Below are 19,209 nucleotides of genomic sequence, written 5' to 3' on the forward strand. Positions count from 1 at the left end.
TAAAATAATAATAATAAAAACTATATCAGAATATTCTAAAATCTTACTTATTCAAAAAAATATGATATAACTATAGCCAATATGATCGGAGGCAAAATAAAAAATAAAGGAGGAATCTTTTATGAACTTCGATTTAATTGCAGCTTTTACTATTGTCTTGTTTATTCTTTACATAGGTGACTTCATTTCTACTAAAACCAAAGCCTTTGTTCCTTCTGTTTTCGTCGCTGCAGTCCTATTTTTATTGGGCTTCTGGACCATTTTACCAGAAAATCTGATCGATCTGGCCTGTTTAGGGCAACCTTTGGCTACGTTGTCCATGTATTTATTATTGGTTCACATGGGAACAATGTTGAATATAAAGGAATTGGCCGCACAGTGGAGAACCGTCGTAATTTCTCTAGGGGGAATCATAGGAATATCTTTGGGAACTTTAACGATCGGCAAATACTTATTTGGTTGGGAAGCCGTTGTGATATCAACACCTCCACTTACGGGAGGAATCGTAGCAGCCCTAATGATGCAAAATGCCGCCATGGAAAAGGGATTGGTTGAGCTTTCGGTGTTAGCCATAGTCATGTATGTTACGCAGGGCTTTTTTGGTTATCCTCTGACGGCAATTGCTCTAAAACGTGAGGGGAAGAGGCTGTTGGCAGCTTTCAGAAAGGGAGAAATTAAGGCAGAAACCTCTACCTCAAAGGGGCCATCAGACGCTACACAGAAAAGGTCAAAACTTCAAATTATCCCTGAAATACCGCCCAAATATAGGACGACTTACATGTACCTTTTCAAGCTTGGCATAGTGGCTTGGGCATCGGCTATAACGGCAACGGCCATAAACGAAGTAGTTTCGCGTTTCGTGATATGCCTCATCTTTGGCGTTATAGCTGCGGAAATCGGCTTTCTCGAGCGTAGACCCCTCGATCAGTCTGGTTCTTTCGGGTTTATGATGACCACTTTGATGGCCTTTATATTTGCAGGTTTGGCCAAAGCCACCCCAAATATGATTGTTAGCCTCGTCGGACCACTTTTTGGAATAATAGTAATAGGCGTTACGGGCATGGCCCTGTTTTCCATGGCTCTGGGAAAACTCCTTGGTTATTCTAAGGAAATGTCCTTTGCCTGCGCGCTTACTGCCCTTTACGGCTTCCCTCCCAATTACGTATTAACTGAGGAAGCCTCCAAGGCACTCGCCGAAAATCCTGAGGAATTTAAATTTTTAATGGATTCCTTATTACCAAAGATGTTAGTGGGCGGTTTCACCACTGTTACTATCGCTTCGGTAATTTTAGCGGGTATATTCGTAAACTTACTGTAAAAATAATTATTCACGGAGGTGTCATGGTTTAAATGGACATAAAAAATCTGGCAGCAGAAGTAAAGGATTACGTAATAGAACTGAGACGGGAATTCCACATGTATCCGGAAAAATCCGGCGAAGAGATAAGGACCTCGCGGAGGGTTAAAGAAGAGCTGGATAAGATGGGCATCCTCAATATAAACGCAGGTGGAACGGGAATAATCGCAACTAAAAAAGGAGGAAAACCCGGGAAAACCGTAGCTTTAAGGGCCGATATGGATGCCCTCGAAGTCTCCGAAAAAACCGACAAGCTCTATAAATCCAAAAACGAAGGCCTCATGCATGCCTGTGGACATGATGGCCATACTGCAATGCTGTTGGGAGTTGCCAAAATTTTATCGGAAATTAAAAGCGAGCTGCCGGGAACCGTGAAGCTAATCTTTCAGCCGGCAGAGGAGGTCGCCCAAGGTGCGCTTAGGATGATAGACGACGGAGCTATGGATGGAGTAGACAACATATTCGGAATGCATCTTTGGAGCGGTTTGCCCACGGGAAAGGTATCCGTCGAAGCTGGGCCAAGAATGGCCGCTGTGGATGTCTTCGATATTACCGTCCAGGGCAAAGGTGGGCACGGATCTGCGCCCCACGAAGGAGTTGACGCCGTCGTAGTGGCTTCAAACATAGTAATGGCCCTCCAAACAATCGTCAGCAGGGAGTTTACGCCACTTGAGCCTCTAGTTGTAACGGTGGGGAAACTTGTCGCCGGCACTCGATTTAACGTCCTGGCCTCCGAGGCAAAACTCGAGGGAACAAACAGGTACTTCAACCCCAAGATCAAGGATGTTTTACCCCAAGCCATAGAAAGGATAGCCAAGCAGGTTGCTGTAGGATACAGGGCTGAAGCATACGTTAATTATAAATTTGCCACTTCCCCCGTTATCAACGACCCCGAAAGTTCATCTCTTGCAGCAAAAGCCGCTGAAAAAATTGTTGGCAAGGACGGTTTGGTAGAATATGAAAAGGTCATGGGCGGAGAAGATTTTGCAGAATATCTTAAATTAGCCCCAGGCGTATTCGCCCTTGTAGGAATCGGCAACGAGAAAAAAGGTACAACTTATCCCCATCACAACCCCAACTTTGATTTGGACGAAGATGTCCTGGAGATCGGTGTAGCACTTTATCTTCAATATGCCCTTGACTATTTAAATCAAAACTGAAGGAGATGAAAAAATGCTTGAGACAAACCTTGAGAGAATCAAAGACCATATTGAAACGCTAAATACATTTAACTCAACACCCGGAAAAGGTTGTACAAGATTGTCCTTTTCGCCCGAACACAAAAAGGCAATAGATTATTTGGCGGAGAGGTGCAAATCCCTAGGGTTGGAGGTTTCAGTCGACCCCATAGGCAATTTCAGGGCTAAATTAAAGGGCAGGGAGCCCGACCTTCCTCCCGTGATGTTCGGTTCTCATATTGATACGGTTTTGTATGGCGGAAAATTCGATGGAGCAGCGGGAGTTGTGGCAGCCTTGGAAGCTTTGACGGTAATAAAAGAACATAAGGTGCAACCCAAACATTCGCTCGAGATGATAGCCCTTGTTGAGGAGGAGGGCTCTTCCTTTGGCGGCGGCCTCGTAGGGAGCAAGGCTTTGGTCGGAAAATACACTCTTGAAGACTTAAAGAAGCTTAAAAACGACGAGGGCCTCTCTTTCTACGAAGCAGCCAAAAGGTTCGGCCTAAATCCAGATGAACTTGAAAGATACGTCTTGCGCAAGGGCGACTTGAAGGCATTGCTCGAACTTCACATCGAACAGGGCAAAATCCTTTATTCAAAATCTATTCCCGTTGGCTTTGTGGAAGCCATTGTAGGCATAAAACAGCTTTCCCTAACCCTTGAGGGAATGGCTAACCACGCAGGGACAACGCCAATGAACATGAGGCATGACGCACTGGTGGGAGCCAGCAAAATAATTACATTTATTGAACATTGCGCCAAAGAAGATGTCTTTGATACGACCGTTTCCACCGTGGGCAAAATATGGTGCTTCCCCAACGTAACCAACGTAATACCCGGCAAGGTAACTTTCACCGTCGATATACGCGATATAAAAGAAGAGGGCATCGAAAGGATAGAGCAGCTGCTCAGGGAAAAGGTCAGACAAGTATCAGAAGAGCATGGATTAAATTACTCCATAGACCTGGTAGGAGAATCCGATTCGGTCAAACTTTCTGACAAGGTGATTTCAGCCATTCAAAATGCCGCTGAAAAACTCGGCATTAAGTACTTGAGAATGCACAGTGGAGCTGGACACGACTCGGCACTCTTTACAGAAGTAACCGACGTGGGCATGATATTCGTCCAGAGCATAGAAGGTATAAGTCACGCACCTGAAGAGGACACCAAATACGATGATTTGAAGCGCGGATGCGATGTTTTGGTCAATGCCCTCTTGGATGTAGCCCAATAAATAATTATATGTATTAACACAGCCCCGAAATTACGTTAATATTAATGACAACTTCTCAAAGTGGGGCGTTGATCGAAAAATGCATGAAGATGTGAGCAAGATTTTACGTACAATACCATCTATGGACAAGTTACTGGCTTTGGAGTGGGTTGAAGGATTTTCCACACTCCTAGGACGCAAAACAACTAAATTAATTATCGAAGGAGTGCTCGAAAATTACAGAAACGAAGTGCTCCGCGGAAATGTAAGAGACGTAAATCTCAAATTTTTGTACGATGAGATCCGAAAGGCTTTAGACAAAGCTTCACGACACAATTTGACGCCCGTAGTGAATGCTACGGGCGTCATAGTGCACACAAACCTTGGGAGGTCCTGTCTCGCCGATGACGCAGCATCCGACGTGCGACTTATATCAAGCCGCTACAGCAATCTGGAGTACGATCTTGAAAGGGGCAAAAGAGGACACAGATATGATCACGTAGAATGGATTTTGTGCCAACTCACAGGCGCCGAGGCAGCTTTAGTTGTGAACAACAACGCAGCTGCGGTTCTTTTATGCTTAACAGCTCTTGCCGGCGATGGGGAAGCGATAATATCCAGGGGAGAGCTAATTGAAATAGGAGAATCCTTTAGAATACCCGACATCATGTCCTTTTCCGGAGCCAAGATGATCGAAGTGGGCACCACAAACAGGACTCACCTTTACGACTACGAGAGGGCCATAAACGAAAACACCCGCATCGTATTAAAGGTCCACCCCTCCAATTACAGGATAGTCGGCTTCCATTTGGAGGTGGGAAGAAGGGAGCTGACTGAGTTGGCTCATTCCAGAGGGCTATTGGTCATGGAAGACTTAGGAAGCGGATTTTTGGTGGACCTTTCAGTCTATGGCCTTAAAGGCGAATCGACGATAGGTCAATGCATAGAAGAAGGCGTAGATATCGTGACCTTTTCGGGCGACAAATTGCTCGGCGGACCGCAGATCGGGGGCATTGTAGGAAAGAAAGATCTCATATCAAAGCTCAAAAAGCATCCATTGCTTCGCGCTCTGAGGGTAGATAAGATGACCTTGGCCGCATTGGAATCCACCTTGAGGATATATCTAAGGGAGGATTATGCAAAGATCCCAACATTAGCCATGATAATGACGGATCTTGAGAGATTAAAGGCCAAAGCAGACAATTTAGCTAATTTGTTTCGAGGTACCCTTTCAAAAGACGACGGCTGGAAGGTTGAGGTCATCGAAGTTAAGGACTTGGTAGGAGGAGGAGCCTTCCCTGACGACGAATTAAGGAGTTTCGGAGTGGCGATAACACCTCCTGATACTATCGGCCCTTCTAAGTTCGCGACCCTTCTAAGACAACTGGATACTCCCGTGGTAGCAAACGTAGATCAGGAAAGGATCATCTTTCACGTTCGCACGATGGGAGATGGCGAAGATGCTCTTGTCTCTTCAGAGATCGAAGGACGCTTAAAAGAGCTTCTATCGTGGGGGAATCCGCAATGACTGAACCTGTTGAGACGACAATAGTCTTCGGCACGGCAGGACATATAGATCATGGGAAAACCACCTTAATAAAGGCTTTATCAGGGGTGGACTGCGATAGGCTTAGTGAGGAAAAAAGGCGCGGCATCACGATAGAGCTCGGATTTGCTCCTTTAACGCTGCCGAGCGGTCGAATTGTAAGCGTCGTCGACGTCCCGGGGCACGAACGCTTCATCAGACAGATGGTGGCCGGCGCCACTGGAATTGATGCTGTTATTTTGGTCATATCCGCCGATGAAGGGGTAATGCCCCAATCCAGGGAACATCTGGAGATTCTGTCTTTGCTGGGCATTAAAGAGGGATTGATCGCTATAACCAAGGCGGATCTTGTGGATGAAGAGATGCTCGAGCTTGCAAAATCGGACGTAGAGGATTTGGTCAAGGGTACCTTCCTTGAGGGGAAACCAATGGTGTGCGTTTCTTCAACGAAGGGGACGAATTTAGACAGGCTCCTCGAAGTCATCGACGGGACGGTAGATCGAATTAAACCGCGCGACACAGATGGCCCCTTTTTCATGCCTATCGATAGGAGCTTTCCTATAGCAGGTTTTGGCACCGTAGTAACGGGAACGGTATATAAGGGGAAAACTCAAATAGGAGATACGCTTGACGTGCTTCCTCTGGGCAAGAATTCCAAAGTTCGTTCAATTCAGGTACACGGTAAAGCAGTCCAGGAAGCATTAGCGGGACAGAGATCAGCCTTAAACCTGCCCAACATCAAATCAACAGAGCTTGAAAGGGGAGATGTGGCCTGTTCAAGCGGTCTGTTTAAAACCACACAGTGCCTTGACGTCAAATTAACCCTGCTTGCCTCTACGCCGGAACCGCTAAAGCACTGGCAACAAGTACATCTTCATATAGGAACTTCCGAAACAATGGCTAGAGTAGCGCTTCTGAAGGATACCAAACTTTTGCCCAAGGATGAGGCCTTTGGGCAGCTGGTCTTGAAGGAGCCGATAGTTGCTCACATGGGACAACGATTTATCCTCCGGGCACATACACCTCTTAGGACGATTGGAGGAGGCGAAATTCTCTTCCCTTACGATAAAAAACCGAGGGGAAGAAAGGCAAGAACAGAACTTTTGGCTTTTTTAGACAAGCTTGCCCAAGCAAAAGATCCTGCAGAACGATTTGCAGTAATTTTAGAAAGGATTGGCCTTCTCCCCTTCAACGAAGCGATCATCTTGAGCCAGCTAACGCCCGAACAATTAAAGCTCACTTTAAACAAGGCGGGGGGTTTGGGAATAATCTTTATAGAATCGGGAGAACAACCTCTTTTAATATCTCTCCCATATTACGAGAGATTGACGAGATCCCTTCTGGACATATTGAATCGTTTTCACGAGAAAAATTCCCATTTGGCCGGGATGAAAGCCTCGGATTTAATAGCAGCTTTAGAGATATCGCTCACGAAAAGACAGTCTCAGGAACTGCTAAGGCTTTTCGTAAACAGAGGTCTAATAGAGACTGACGGAGAGATTGTAAGGCTTCCCGGAGCCTCGCCGGTGTTGGATGAAGACATGCTCAAAGATAAAGATAAACTGCTTTCCTATTGTGAAAACAAGGGGTTTCAGTTCCCCTCTCTAGAAGAAGCAATAAAGGAATTAAATTGGGATAAAAACAGGATGAACAGAACACTCGACGTCGCAAAACAGAAGGGAGAGATTAGAATAATTGGCGGAGAGTTTTTGTTATCCAAAAGAATCGAAGAAAAAGCCTTGGATATCTTGCGCACTCTTCCTGAGATAACCATAGCTTCCATGCGGGATACCACTAACGTCAGCAGAAAATACATACTGCCACTTCTCGAGGACTTCGATGCCCGTGGCATCACGAGAAGGATAGGGGATAAGAGAGTTTTACTCAAAAAGACGCAGTGAATAAGCTGTTAGCACGGTGTTAGGATGCAAACGCAGCCCTTACTGCCCCATGCTTTAGCAAGGCGTGAGTACCGCCGCCTTCGCTTACAATTTGGCATACAAGTTCTGGATCGCATACCTTAACGCCAAACAGCCCTACAATGCGCTTGAGGCTAATATCGCCTAGTAACTCAGGCCATAGTGGGGTAGAAGGCCCGATGATCGCAACACGACCTGTACAAAGGTCGAGCAAATGGTCTATGGTCTTATTGATAAAAGCGGTGCCACTTATAAAGACAGCATCACAGCGTGGCAGTTCCCACTCCACTGCCCAATCGGGAAGCACATTTTCGGATTGTTGCGAAGGGTTTCGTTCAAATATAAGCAGCTCCTTTGCCCGCTCTGCAATATGGCGGGCCAAAGGAGCAATGTTTCCAATCATCCCAACGACATCATCTTTGTCTATTTTCAATAATTCTATTGGTTCGATCTCCTGAAGGGGCGCATCTTCAGAAAACACGGCGTTTACCGTCGCAAGACCTATGGAGGACGCTATGGGATCTGCCGTCGCCAAACCTCGCGCCAGCTCTAAAGCAGGCCTCCCCGCCAAAGGACCCGACCAATTAAACTTGTTGCAGCACTGTCTCTCATCCAAAGTAGCAGCCAGGCCACAGCTGCCATCGGACAATACCACGCAGGTGTACCGCAAACCAATAATGACTTTTTTTACAGTCAACATTGAAAGCTTAAGCTCAAGAGAGGCAATGAGCTTTTGGACGATCACCTTTTATCTACCTCCCTACAAATAAAGAAAAACGGGCTTGTCTGTTAATCATGATCATAGTGTAACATAGTTGCATGAAAAATACATCAAGCCCGTTTTCAAAAAGCGATCGTCAATCCACGGGGAGCACGGTCTTTACCTTGAAACCTTTGGTAATTATGGCAAGGTAAATGATTCCAATCACTATCCATATAACGCCTACACCCTTGGCTAAAATGTCAAGACCATACCAGACAGCCCCCGTTATACAAAAGCCTAGAAAGGGCATTATGACATGGGAGAGCTTCCGTTCGACCTTGACGAACCTGTAGATCAAAGCTATGTGCATCAATGCAAACGCTGTTAAGGCTCCGAAGTTAACGAGAGAAGAAAGGTCCTTTAGGGTGAGCAAATATACAAGCGGGACAGTTATAAGCGCCACTATCAAGGTTGAAACGTAAGGGGTTTTATATTTGGGATGCAGCTTTGAGAATATTCTGGGAAGATGTCCCTGCCTTCCCATGGAGTACAGGACCCTGGATATACCTGCTTGAGCTGCTATCGTATCTCCTATACCCCATGCCAAAATGGTGCCAAGCAGACAAAGCATTTGCAATATCTTACCACCGGCTTCCTGAGCTATGTAATAAAAAGCAACGTCCGGATCTGCAAATTCGTATCCGGGATGAATGATTGCACCCAAATAGGTTTGCGAGACGAACATGATACCTATTATGGGAATTACAAGGACCACTGCTTTGCTGACTATTTTTCTAGCTTCTATTGTTTCTTCAGCTAACGTAGTCATAATATCAAAGCCCAAAAAACTTAAGACTGCTATTGATGTCCCGGTAAGTACTGCGTGAAAGTTAAAACTGTCTGGGTTGTAGAAAGGATGCAGCGTAAAGGACAAGGCAGGATCTGTTGTAATTTTATAAACTGCTGTGGCAATAAAAGCAATCAGGACAAAAACTTCGATATAAAACAATATGTTCGAAGCCTTTGCCGTAAGTTCGATGCCAAAGATATTTGTTATAGTTGCTGCAATTATAAAGATAGCAGCCCAAATCATCATAGAAACCCCTGTAAGGGCTTGTAACCACAGGGCCGAAACTAAAATTACCAAAGCAGGAATTAAAATGTAATCGAGCAAAATCGTCCAGCCCGCCACGAAGCCTACATTAGTTCCAAACGTCTCCCTGACATATGCGTAAACCGAACCAGCTTCGGGGTAGCGTTGCACAAATTGCCCATAACCCCAAGCTGTAAATATCATGGCGCAAGCAGCTATGACGTATGCAAGGGGAACGTGGCCTTTGCTTAATACGGCAACGACTCCATATATGCCCATGGGGGCTATGGGGACCATTGTTATTATGGCAAAGGCGATTAGGTCGCCCATCTTTAAGACTCGTTTTAACCCTTGTTTGTCCATCTGATTCTCGCTATGATTTTCAGCCATGACATATCACTTCCAATTACTCGGATATCGCTTCCAAAAGCTTTTCTGCTGAAATTAGGCTTTTAGGAAGTTTAGCCCTTACCGTCTTACGCGGATCGACCAATTGACAAATTTCTAAGTCCATCGCCATGCTGGCAAGCATGTAAGCATCATGCCAATCCAGATCCAATGCAGCTTCAAAAGCTCTTACCGCCAATCTCGTTGCCTCGTAAAAAGCCTTGTTTATGTCTTCATCTGAGACTACTATGTATAACCAATCTTTCGTTTCAACACAGGGCCACATCGGTGCCAATTTATCTAACACTTTAAAGCTTACTGTCACATTGCCGGCGATCTCGCAAGCAGCAACACAGACCTCGCCATCTCCCATCATTGCATGAAGATCCCCCAAGCCGAACAAAGCGCCGTCGCAACTGACCGGAAAATAAACAGTGGCACCTTCCGTTATCACAGTGGCATCCATATTCCCGCCGTGTCTTCCCGGAGTACCCGTAGGTGTATTTTCTGGTGTGGCAACGCCTATTACACCTATCATCTTTTTTAAAGCCAGATTTAAATGCTTGAACTTCAGCTGATCGGAATGTATATCACAGATGACGGTTCTGGCTTCTTCTGCCATGTCGCCAAGGACACCCTCTTTAGGTATCGTAACGATAGTTCCCTTTTGTTTTAGATCTATCTTATGGATGGTTACTGCTAAAGCGTCGCCTTTTTTAGCACCCTTTACGTAAATCGGTCCTGTGGCCGGGTTTATTCTTGAAAAATCTATTTCCGAAACCAACTGATCTTCCTCGGTGATCTGATCAGAAAAGCAATCCTTTGTCTCAATTTGAACCAAGACGTCTTGATCGACGGTGGCGGCGGGAGGTAATTGGGGATCGAAGGAGAAAAAAGTAGATTCACTGCTAACCACGACATCCGGTTTTTGACAGCAGTTCATATCGCTCACTCCTTTTAGTTTATCAATACAGCATGTAAATTAAAATTTAAGCCACAATTATGTTTTGGTCAAGCAAGTAAATTATGTCAACAAATCGCTGTTAGCCGTGAGCCTCGAGCTCAACCTCATCTCCTGGCTTTACAATGCCACCGCCAACTACCTCAAGGAAATAGCCCACCTTGGGCAGCAGACACCATCCGCGGTAATCGTATGTGTGAGGTTCGTCCGGCCTTTTGCCCTTTTCTATTACAAGCAAGACCACATCGCGGCCGATTTTAAGGCGGCTTCCTATTGTAATTTCATCGGGCAATCCCTCTACCACCAGATTTTCGGCTAAAGACCCCGGCGGAAAGGAAAAGCCCGCCTCTTTTTCGGCGAGCTTTATATCCTCATATCTCAACAAGCTGACCTGTCGTGATGATATGCCAAAATGGGAATCCCCCTCAATGCCTCTTCCTTCGATAAATAGTGCCTGCACTACGGGCTTTTTTGGTTCCTGTCTGCTTGAGCTAACACAAACTGCCAGAACGCGCGCCATTGCTAAAAACCTCCTAATTCAATAGCTTAAATCCATATCTTACCATCCTTTACGACAAGTATATCATCCAAATAAAGTTCAGGGCTCCTCATTACAGCATCAACATGAACGCCTGCGGCAACTTTTCCACCAAAGGTGTCATTGCTTCCCATTGCTATATGGACAGATCCATATATCTTTTCGTCTTCTAGGATAACCCCGGTGAGACGAGCCTTATCGTTGGTCCCAATGCCAAGTTCCGCCAAATTACGTGCATTGGGGTTATCTCCTAATACCTTGAGTAGGCGATCAGCGCAATCGCCTTTCACGTTCAAAAGCAACCCCTGGTCAAATTCCAGGATGAGCGGAGAATCAAGAAGCCCAATCCCAACACAAGAACCGTCTACAAGCACGCTTCCGGTTGTAGTGCCCTCAAGGGGTGCTATGTAAGCTTCGCCTGAGGGCAAATTTCCCGATTCTCCTTTATTGCGATATATTCCGGTGCTCGGAATGCCGTGCCTTCCCTCAAGTGACATCGAAAGTGTGTGCTTTCCGGTGACGATCCTGGCCGATCTTGCCTTATCTAGCAAAACAGTAACCTTTTTGGTCAATTTTTCTACTTTTTCATAGTCGGCATTTATCGGGCCATTAAAAAACATATCTTCAGTGATCCCTGGCATGGTAGCAATTCGTGCCCCACAACTGCAAGCATTTTTCCGTGCCTGCGTATGGGTAAGAGAAGCACTGGTAGGTGCCATAATCACATCCGACATCGCCATAGCCTTTGCCACCAGCTCATCGGGTTCCATGCCGCTTCTTTCAAGTTTTTGCATGCAAAGCAAGAAAGATCTAGCTTTTACCTCCATGCCGGCCTTATAGATAGCATCGCCGATGCCCTGCGTAGCGTCATCACACAGGACAAGGAGTCTTTCGCCCTTTGCTATGCCCATATTTACCATTAAAAGCTTCTTTGCAATTTCCATCAAACTTTTAAGTTCGCTCATCATGATCTTTTCCTCACTCAAGCAATTCCCTGGCTATGCGGCTTGCAACGGTCCTGGCCAAGATAACGGGACATGAGGTAATTTCTTTTGCATGCTTTTTCATCTTGGAAGTGTAGCCTATACAATCCATTACTATTATTTGCGCTCCCCATTCGGATAACTCCATAGCGCCCCTTGCTATTGAGGCATCACACTCTACGTAAGGTGAGGCAGCCACTATCCGAAGGTCCTTTGTCACGGCAGACCATCGTTTGCGTGATTGCTCTATTTGGTCCTTTGAAGGGGTAAATACGCCTAACTTCAAACCTTCTCCAACTGCCTTGGTTACCTCAAAAAGCATTTTTTGGGGTCTCAAAAGAAAACCATTTGCGCCAAAATCAGGAAATTCTCCAGTGCACAGAAGCAAAACCACGTGAATGCCGCTTTCAAAAAGCTTGCCGATCTTGTCCTGGAGCAGGGGAGTGATGTGCTTTTCTGCAACTTTGACGGATGTGCCGTCACGAAGCCTGGTTACCAATACATAATCTCCTTCTATTGGAGCTAACTTGGCTATTTCTTCTTTACCAAGTCCGTCTAGCGCTCCGGCCTCCACAATTTCAATGTCAGGCCCCAAAATCGGTTTTATGTCCACCATAACGTCGCTTCTTGGCGACTGTCCTATTGTTACGGCACCAATTCTATACATTGTTCATTCTCCCTTTATAAATACAATTCAAGTGATCCTGGGCCCCTGGGCCACAACGCAGGCATTCTTTTAAGGAATCCTCGATTCCACTGGGCGATGTACCTTTGATGGAACAAATATATTCCGTGAAATCGCTAGCCCACGATTTGTCTCCCTCTATCAAAAAAGTGGTGCTGCCTGCGCCTTCGTAAATTCCACCTCGTCCTATCACCGTTACATGCGTGGCACCCAGTGCATAGATGCCATCGACCTCACTAAAGACCTTGCCTACAATTGGAACTAATCCAACTGACATGCCCATAGACATATCCGGTACGTTTCGTCCACACCTGGACATCGCTTCTCTCAAAGAAAAGGGGCAATATTTTTCAAGCCCTGCCGCTACGATGATAGGCACTCCCTCGACATGCAAAAGAGGAAGAATCCTGCCCGGCTCACCCCCGAAAAAACGACCTGCCATTATAGCTGCATTTCCGTCCCCATCTATAATGTTTGCTCCGCAAATTGCCAAATCGCTTGGTCCCATTTGAGATACTATCTCCTCAAGGTGCCCATCCGCCGTTTCAGGTTTGCCGTTTCTAATCACAATGGAATGCGGGCCTTCAACATTACCTTCGGCCGATACGGCACCTCTCTCGGTTATCCTTCCAGATATCCTTAGCTTAACCCCAACCAAGTCCTCCGAAACTGCAGATACTGTTGTTCCTCCTTTTAAGAGTAAGATCCCTTGCTTCATTACGTGGTTGACTTCCGGTAACGAGGAAATACCTCTCGCTATAACCCTTTTCCCCTCTTCTACGGTAAGTGTAACTTGAATTTTCATTTATTTTATCTTTCCTAAGGTTTGTAAGTGCCTCATATGTCCATAAAGCGAAATTAATCTGTCAAATTCCGTCGCATCGTAAAAAGATACCTTTCCTTCACCGTAGTACTTAGCGACCTCAACGCTAAACCTAACCGCCTCGTCAATATCCATGGCCTGCGTAGCGCCGGTGGCACACCCCGGGACCGGCACCTCGGACGTTAATGCAACCCCTACTACTGGTGCAGAAGTTGCCGTACAGGGCTGCATTATGCTGTTTAGATGATAAACGTCGTTGCCATAAGGCGTGATATCCTGCATGGTTATGGGGAATACAACCGGCATTTTCCCGGTAATATAACTCATGAGAGACAATAAATCCTCGCTAACGCGTAATATCCATCCCTCTTTTACAGTCGGCGATATGGCAAAACCGCGATGGTTTATGACTCTGTTTCCACGAGTCGTGTCAACCGAAAGCACAGCATCCAACTCGCCGGTAATTTCTTCTTTGTTAGCCATCGCCATATCGATAGGGGAGCCCATGAAGGGAACGGGATCGTGTGGCTGGGTGGGGGCATCTGGACATATGTGAGTAGAGATGAAAACATCTCCCTTTAAGATATCTCCTTTGCTATACATATCACCTAAAAGCATGGCAGTAGCTACGGCAGCTATGCCTCCATCGGCGTCGGAGACCAAGCCAAGCCTTTCCGGTCTTGCGCCTATGCCGCCAAGCCTGCCGACTATGCCAAGCGTTGGAGCAGTCCCTCCGGATCTTTTGCCCTCCTTTCCGAGTATCCAAACCTTTACAAAATCAGTCTTCCCATTTGGGCCAGTTACTGACTTTACCTCAACATCTTCAAGCCCTATCTTAATGAGCGCTTCTTTGACGTCTTGTCCATTTACTGTAGGACTGCTTAAAAGATCTATCGCTTCAATGGTCCATTTTAGCGACATGAGATTTACACCTCCCATTAAAATTTTAAGTAGCTTATTATTTCTTTTCCAATGACCTTTTCTATCGGTTCAAAAAGCTCTTTACACCGCATGCCTTCACCCAAAATTAGGTTTTTGGCCGAAGCTGATACGACTATTACCATTTGATCTTTGCGAACCTCGGCACTTGTTGTGGGAATGCCACTTTCTCCATCAAGCGTCATAATAAGATCCGGAAAGGTACTAATACGTTTGCCGTTACACTCTAATGTCATGTATTCGTTCCAAAAAGTAATTTCATGGCCATCTTCCAATACTATCTTTCCGTGGTCAAATCCTCCTTCGGAGACAAGTTTCTTATCCTTTACACGGGAAGCTGTGATTACGTTACCTCCTAAAATATCCATCAAAGCAGAAGCTATAGCCTGTGGGCCGCTTGATTTTAGCTTCATCATGGCCTCACCCAACTTTAAAGCCAGCTTTATTGCACCCGGAGCACCATGGTCTTTTACGAAGGATGCCTTCACTGGATTTCTTGACACAGCTACGAGGCCACCCGCATAGACCGCACATTGTCTTACTAAAGAAGAAGCAGAATCTAGTGCACCTTTGAAAACTGCTTCCAAGTGCTTTCCAGTTTTGGGATTCCCTCCAACGGCACTTTGAACTGAAACGTAATCTTTAATTCGGTGCAACCCCATAGAACCCATCAAACCCGTAGGATGAGCCCGCCCGTTGCAGGGTGCGTCAAGCAGCGGCAGACCTAAAACAGCAGCCGGCACCCACCCGTTGAAGATGGATCCTCCTCCACACTCGTTGGTGATGAATGCGTTTATCCCAGAAACGCCTACCGCTTGACACAGTTCGACCGTACGCTGGTGATCTTGGTCTGTCACAAAGGTTTCGCTCGACGACGGGGCTCCAACGGCAGAGGAGGTCAACACAACTGATTCGGGGTCAACGGCATTAATATCCTTCAATAAAACTTTGCCATGTTTCAGGGCTGCCTTTGCAAGCTTAATTCCCTCTGCCATAGAACCGCCACCGCCTCCGCCAAGCAAGCAACCGCCAAGGGCTATGGCGTCCACCATATCTTCGGTTATCAAGATATCGCTATTGCTCAAATCAATTACCTCCTTCTTTTAAAACCGTCCAAAGGGCAGCTGCAGCCGCCTTGAGCGGATCTACTACAATTAGACCCGTTTCTTTAGCGATCAAAGGCGCTACGCCTATGGTTGCCATACCAGTGCAGGCTAAAGCGAGCACTTTGATACCTTTCTGTTTTAGTTCCTCGGCCGCATTTAGCGTGTTTGACCTACCCGTGGGGGTCATCAAATCAAGCGTCGAAGTTACACCGCTGGGTTTTGTCCAAGCTATCATGCGATCACGCAATACCGCCTTCATGCCCATGGGTACTTCATCTGTAATACCTAAGACACCAATGGGGAGATCAAAGGAAAGGGCGATGCAGGCTGTCGTCCTCCCTGCACCCACTACGGTTATCGAAAGCACATCTTTAAGTTCGTTTACTGCAGGATCTCCTGCACAGCTTATTAATATTCCATCGAACCCTTCGCTCTCAAATTCCTTTGCCAAATTTACGACCTTTGGAACGGCCATCTGTTCTGTTGCGTCGTCGTGTATGCCTTCAGGCTGATCCGGAATACAGCGCGATACCACCTCAAGTTCCGGAAACCATGACATCACCTTTTTCCCGTGAAGTTCGAGCAAATCCCGATCGTTTGTGGTAAGTACCCTTATTAGACCTACTTTTGTCTTTTTTACCACCATCCAAAACTCCTCCCTATTGAAAAGAAGAATCCGTATATACCGTCACCCGCAATGAATCCAGCGCCGTAAAGCTCCATCTTTTCCTTGTGTGTCTTTTCATAAATACGTCTTATAGCTACAGCAATCAAAAGACCTATTCCATAAATTGGATTGTTTATAAGTAACCCGGTGGCAAAAAGTATACCCAATGCCCGTTTTGCCTTGCCAACAAACTGAATTATTGCTCCAGGTATTGCCCATATGATCAGTTCTCTCAAAATTTGTGGGCTTGAACCGGCTTTAATGGTGACGGCGAAGGCACGGCTCACAGGGGGAATCAAATCAAGTTTAAAATGCATATTCATAAACACAGCCACCGCAATCATAGCGACTATGCCACCTATTGCTTCGGATATAAACTGTTGTCGCCTTCCATCCAGCTCATAAGGAATATTTTTACCCATCCCCCTTATGATCCAACCTGTTTTTAAGTCATAACCCATGTCGGCAAAGCAAGGACCCGTACTTGCCACATATCCGGAAAGCAAAGCTAGAGCTAAAGGAGGAAAGTTCATAAATAAACCTATGGTTAAAAATATGATTGTGATAGCAAAACCTGGAAACCATCCGGAGTGCATGGCACACAAACCTACAAGTATTGGCGCAATGAGCGCAGATATACCAGACCAAAAAACCCACAGAGCCAATTTTGAGGCCGCCATTTCTGTATATACACCGGAGATAAACGCCAAGGCTAACGCTCCCGCGATAAAAAGGACAAAAGACACAAAAATGGCCTTCTTAGTTTGTGAAGGAGACACCGTAGGTATATATTCATTGTTTTCGATATTATTTAGATTTTTATCACTCGAAGCACCCCTTCTAAATATGATAACCATTGCTTGAATCAGAGAAACTAATCCGGCACCAATCATAACACCATGGGGTATGTAAGTTTTGCCCAAATCAACTGGCAAACCGCTTATTCCCAATGATGACATAAATGATGAAACAATAGGGAAATACCCTCTAACGATTAAGCCTATACCTAATGCAATCATTGCATATGGATTAGCTATAAATGCAATGCCTACTCCCGCCATTGGAAGTCCACTTGGAAGTACTGGTTTGATTCTTAATGCAGTACCCACAGCACCCAATAATATCCCTTGAAATAAAGTTTTTGCCTTGGCACCACCTTCATCTCCAGCAACTAATGCAGCTGCAGTAGCAACACCAGGTGGCCATGAGCCACTCGCAGGATACATTTCAGAATCATAAACCTTATAAACAAAATACATTCCCAAAATAGTTGCAATAGCGCTCCCTAAAACCATGGGAATAAGCAACTTTAAATCACCAAAGGCATACAAAATACCCGCGGCCAGAAGACCACAATTAGCAGCTGCAAATCCTCCGCCAGAGGTCATGGTTTGAATAAGGTTTTGTCGATCAAGACTTCTAAACTTACGTAAAGCATTAAGAGGAATTCTTGCTATAGACATAGCTATCAAGGCACCGATTATTGAAGTGTTGGGAGTTATACCGATTCGCGAGATTATTTGCATACATATAATGGCTGAAAAAAACGTAACAATTAGACTTATCAAAAACGTTTCTTTTTCTATTGCTTTTGGATGTTGACTAGATCTTTGGTACATTTCTAACACCTCCAACAGTAATCAATGTTATCAATTATTTAATGATTCACTCATAATAAATTAATTTATAAATAGCGCTAAATAACATTAATAATATAAATCAAAAAAGAACTAAAATCTCATTAACACTATTTACTACTAAATAGCAATGATATGATAACAATATAATATAAAAGTACATAACCATAAGATAACTAAATTTTACAAGAATTGATAATGCCAGAACAATGTACCTTCAAGCACGAAAATGGGGTATTATTTTATGCAAAATGCACAAACTTTATTAATCAAAGTCGGTTTTATTATGTAAAGTGGAACACAAAAAGATGGCGAGCCACAAAAGAGGTGTGTTTTGATCTGCAAGATATTGATTTCCAAGAAGATCTTCAATCTGCTTGATGCGATATTTTAACGTGTTTCTATGAATGTTAAGAAGCGATGATGCTGTTTGTTGATTTTTTCCAGATTCCAGATAAACTTTTAGCGTTTCAAAAAGCTCTGATCCCTTAAGGTTATCATGCTCTATAAGGGGAGAAAGCATATTCGAGGCAACTAAAACGAGATCTTTAATTTGAGGATGTTCAAGAATCAGGGATAACAATTTAACATCAGAAAATGGAATTATACAACTGCTATATCCTAGAATTTTTGCAATTTTTATAGCAATTTTTGCCTCATATAGGCAATGTCTTATGCATTTAGAAAACGGTCTGGGTTCACTCAAACTAAGCAATATTTTTTTACATTTTAATCTACTTTTAAATGAATGAATTGCATTATATAAATTACCTATTTGTATGTCGCGTAAAAGCATAAGTATATCGTCTTGTTGATAAGCTAGGATAAAATCCAAGTCTGATTTGAGTAAAATATATCTAAATAAAGAAATTTCTTCATCACTAAAACAAGGTGATGACGATAAAAGGCCTATTCGAATGGGAGTACCTCTTTCCCATCCGAATGATTCTAATTCATCAAAGGCTGTTTCAGTTTCATCATTAATCAGCTGAATAAGCAGGTCAGTTTTTTTAATGCTTTTTTCGGTATTTTCCTCGGATTTAATAATTCTGCTCATGACTTCTTTTATAATTTCTACATATGGAATATGAGTGGGCAGACTAATTATTGGCATAGAATAACTGTTTGCAATTTGGATAACTTGTTCAGGAAGAACATTTATATATCGTCCTAATTTAATGCCAAATCCAGCTACTTTTTTATCCGCTCCTGCTGTTATGATTTTTTTCAATCCATCTTCACTATCTTTAAATGCGAATGCGGTAGTGAGAAGGAATTCATCAGGAGCAAGCCAGTTCTCAGCGTCTGGTACCTCTAAAATATCTAAGTATTTAATTTTTCTATCAAGCCCATTCTGGCCAGCTAAAAGATACGAACCCGAAAGAGCTGGCAATATCAACATCTCGCGGACTGAAATCATATGCTATCCACCTCACAAAATTCGATGTAATATCTATGTGCATATTGCACAATA

Annotated in this window: 17 protein-coding genes; 5 read left to right on the forward strand and 12 right to left on the reverse strand. The window is 44.5% G+C overall.

The genetic code is table 11. The features are described 5' to 3' along the window. Positions 1-121 precede the first annotated feature (121 nt). The 5 genes from B3N34_RS04400 to selB all read left to right on the forward strand — a co-directional run bounded on the left by B3N34_RS04400 (position 122) and on the right by selB (position 7,195). A complete protein-coding gene (locus B3N34_RS04400; RefSeq protein ID WP_286975283.1) occupies positions 122-1,318 on the forward strand; it encodes a hypothetical protein in 1,197 nt (398 codons plus the stop codon). Between the two features lie 32 nt (positions 1,319-1,350). Then, positions 1,351-2,517 carry a M20 family metallopeptidase gene (locus tag B3N34_RS04405; RefSeq protein ID WP_286975284.1) on the forward strand — a complete coding sequence of 389 codons (1,167 nt, stop codon included), beginning with the start codon at positions 1,351-1,353 and terminating at the stop codon, positions 2,515-2,517. 13 nt (positions 2,518-2,530) lie between these two features. Continuing rightward, complete coding sequence (locus B3N34_RS04410) at positions 2,531-3,769, forward strand: Zn-dependent hydrolase (RefSeq protein ID WP_286975285.1); 1,239 nt, start codon at positions 2,531-2,533, stop codon at positions 3,767-3,769. 79 nt (positions 3,770-3,848) lie between these two features. Next, on the forward strand, positions 3,849-5,276 hold the full coding sequence (selA, locus tag B3N34_RS04415; protein ID WP_286975287.1) for an L-seryl-tRNA(Sec) selenium transferase: 1,428 nt from the start codon (positions 3,849-3,851) through the stop codon (positions 5,274-5,276). Next, positions 5,273-7,195 (forward strand): selenocysteine-specific translation elongation factor, encoded by a 1,923-nt coding sequence (selB, locus tag B3N34_RS04420; protein WP_286975289.1) that lies wholly within the window; start codon positions 5,273-5,275, stop codon positions 7,193-7,195. Before selA ends, selB begins: the two co-directional genes overlap by 4 nt. A gap of 19 nt (positions 7,196-7,214) precedes the next feature. Here the strand turns inward: selB and B3N34_RS04425 are convergent, their stop codons facing one another. From B3N34_RS04425 to B3N34_RS04480, 12 genes are all read right to left on the reverse strand, one after another. Then, positions 7,215-7,958: a DUF364 domain-containing protein gene (locus B3N34_RS04425; protein ID WP_286975290.1), complete on the reverse strand. Its 744-nt coding sequence runs from the start codon at positions 7,956-7,958 to the stop codon at positions 7,215-7,217. Between the two features lie 112 nt (positions 7,959-8,070). Further along, positions 8,071-9,399 (reverse strand): APC family permease, encoded by a 1,329-nt coding sequence (locus B3N34_RS04430; RefSeq protein WP_286975291.1) that lies wholly within the window; start codon positions 9,397-9,399, stop codon positions 8,071-8,073. Between the two features lie 16 nt (positions 9,400-9,415). Further along, complete coding sequence (locus B3N34_RS04435; RefSeq protein ID WP_286975293.1) at positions 9,416-10,339, reverse strand: acetamidase/formamidase family protein; 924 nt, start codon at positions 10,337-10,339, stop codon at positions 9,416-9,418. Between the two features lie 100 nt (positions 10,340-10,439). After that, a complete protein-coding gene (locus tag B3N34_RS04440) occupies positions 10,440-10,877 on the reverse strand; it encodes an MOSC domain-containing protein (RefSeq protein WP_286975295.1) in 438 nt (145 codons plus the stop codon). A gap of 26 nt (positions 10,878-10,903) precedes the next feature. After that, positions 10,904-11,863: an aminopeptidase gene (locus B3N34_RS04445; protein ID WP_286975297.1), complete on the reverse strand. Its 960-nt coding sequence runs from the start codon at positions 11,861-11,863 to the stop codon at positions 10,904-10,906. Between the two features lie 10 nt (positions 11,864-11,873). Further along, on the reverse strand, positions 11,874-12,545 hold the full coding sequence (locus tag B3N34_RS04450; protein WP_286975299.1) for an AroM family protein: 672 nt from the start codon (positions 12,543-12,545) through the stop codon (positions 11,874-11,876). Beyond that, positions 12,538-13,368 (reverse strand): hypothetical protein, encoded by an 831-nt coding sequence (locus tag B3N34_RS04455; RefSeq protein WP_286975301.1) that lies wholly within the window; start codon positions 13,366-13,368, stop codon positions 12,538-12,540. Before B3N34_RS04455 ends, B3N34_RS04450 begins: the two co-directional genes overlap by 8 nt. Beyond that, positions 13,369-14,307 carry a DUF1177 domain-containing protein gene (locus B3N34_RS04460; protein ID WP_286975303.1) on the reverse strand — a complete coding sequence of 313 codons (939 nt, stop codon included), beginning with the start codon at positions 14,305-14,307 and terminating at the stop codon, positions 13,369-13,371. A 17-nt stretch (positions 14,308-14,324) separates the two neighbouring features. Next, positions 14,325-15,410 carry a DUF917 family protein gene (locus B3N34_RS04465; RefSeq protein WP_286975305.1) on the reverse strand — a complete coding sequence of 362 codons (1,086 nt, stop codon included), beginning with the start codon at positions 15,408-15,410 and terminating at the stop codon, positions 14,325-14,327. A gap of 1 nt (position 15,411) precedes the next feature. Further along, positions 15,412-16,077, reverse strand: a complete 666-nt coding sequence (locus tag B3N34_RS04470; protein WP_286975307.1) for an aspartate/glutamate racemase family protein — start codon at positions 16,075-16,077, stop codon at positions 15,412-15,414. Next, positions 16,068-17,717, reverse strand: coding sequence for an OPT/YSL family transporter (locus B3N34_RS04475; protein ID WP_286975309.1), 1,650 nt, complete (start codon positions 17,715-17,717; stop codon positions 16,068-16,070). The genes B3N34_RS04470 and B3N34_RS04475 overlap by 10 nt, the downstream gene beginning before the upstream one ends. A 283-nt stretch (positions 17,718-18,000) precedes the next feature. Then, on the reverse strand, positions 18,001-19,155 hold the full coding sequence (locus B3N34_RS04480) for a PucR family transcriptional regulator (protein ID WP_286975311.1): 1,155 nt from the start codon (positions 19,153-19,155) through the stop codon (positions 18,001-18,003). Positions 19,156-19,209: the final 54 nt, after the last annotated feature.

The organism is Acetomicrobium sp. UBA5826 (genome assembly GCF_002433005.1).
Lineage (GTDB): Bacteria > Synergistota > Synergistia > Synergistales > Acetomicrobiaceae > Acetomicrobium.

Excerpts from the sequence above, each read along its gene's own strand:
- B3N34_RS04460 (WP_286975303.1), bottom strand. The coding sequence starts at position 14,307 with ATGTCGCTAAAATGGACCATTGAAGCGATAGATCTTTTAAGCAGTCCT.
- B3N34_RS04405 (WP_286975284.1), top strand. The coding sequence starts at position 1,351 with ATGGACATAAAAAATCTGGCAGCAGAAGTAAAGGATTACGTAATAGAA.
- B3N34_RS04445 (WP_286975297.1), bottom strand. The coding sequence starts at position 11,863 with ATGATGAGCGAACTTAAAAGTTTGATGGAAATTGCAAAGAAGCTTTTA.
- B3N34_RS04440 (WP_286975295.1), bottom strand. The coding sequence starts at position 10,877 with ATGGCGCGCGTTCTGGCAGTTTGTGTTAGCTCAAGCAGACAGGAACCA.
- B3N34_RS04400 (WP_286975283.1), top strand. The coding sequence starts at position 122 with ATGAACTTCGATTTAATTGCAGCTTTTACTATTGTCTTGTTTATTCTT.
- selA (WP_286975287.1), top strand. The coding sequence starts at position 3,849 with ATGCATGAAGATGTGAGCAAGATTTTACGTACAATACCATCTATGGAC.
- B3N34_RS04455 (WP_286975301.1), bottom strand. The coding sequence starts at position 13,368 with ATGAAAATTCAAGTTACACTTACCGTAGAAGAGGGGAAAAGGGTTATA.
- B3N34_RS04450 (WP_286975299.1), bottom strand. The coding sequence starts at position 12,545 with ATGTATAGAATTGGTGCCGTAACAATAGGACAGTCGCCAAGAAGCGAC.
- B3N34_RS04410 (WP_286975285.1), top strand. The coding sequence starts at position 2,531 with ATGCTTGAGACAAACCTTGAGAGAATCAAAGACCATATTGAAACGCTA.
- B3N34_RS04480 (WP_286975311.1), bottom strand. The coding sequence starts at position 19,155 with ATGATTTCAGTCCGCGAGATGTTGATATTGCCAGCTCTTTCGGGTTCG.
- B3N34_RS04435 (WP_286975293.1), bottom strand. The coding sequence starts at position 10,339 with ATGAACTGCTGTCAAAAACCGGATGTCGTGGTTAGCAGTGAATCTACT.
- selB (WP_286975289.1), top strand. The coding sequence starts at position 5,273 with ATGACTGAACCTGTTGAGACGACAATAGTCTTCGGCACGGCAGGACAT.
- B3N34_RS04470 (WP_286975307.1), bottom strand. The coding sequence starts at position 16,077 with ATGGTGGTAAAAAAGACAAAAGTAGGTCTAATAAGGGTACTTACCACA.
- B3N34_RS04475 (WP_286975309.1), bottom strand. The coding sequence starts at position 17,717 with ATGTACCAAAGATCTAGTCAACATCCAAAAGCAATAGAAAAAGAAACG.
- B3N34_RS04430 (WP_286975291.1), bottom strand. The coding sequence starts at position 9,399 with ATGGCTGAAAATCATAGCGAGAATCAGATGGACAAACAAGGGTTAAAA.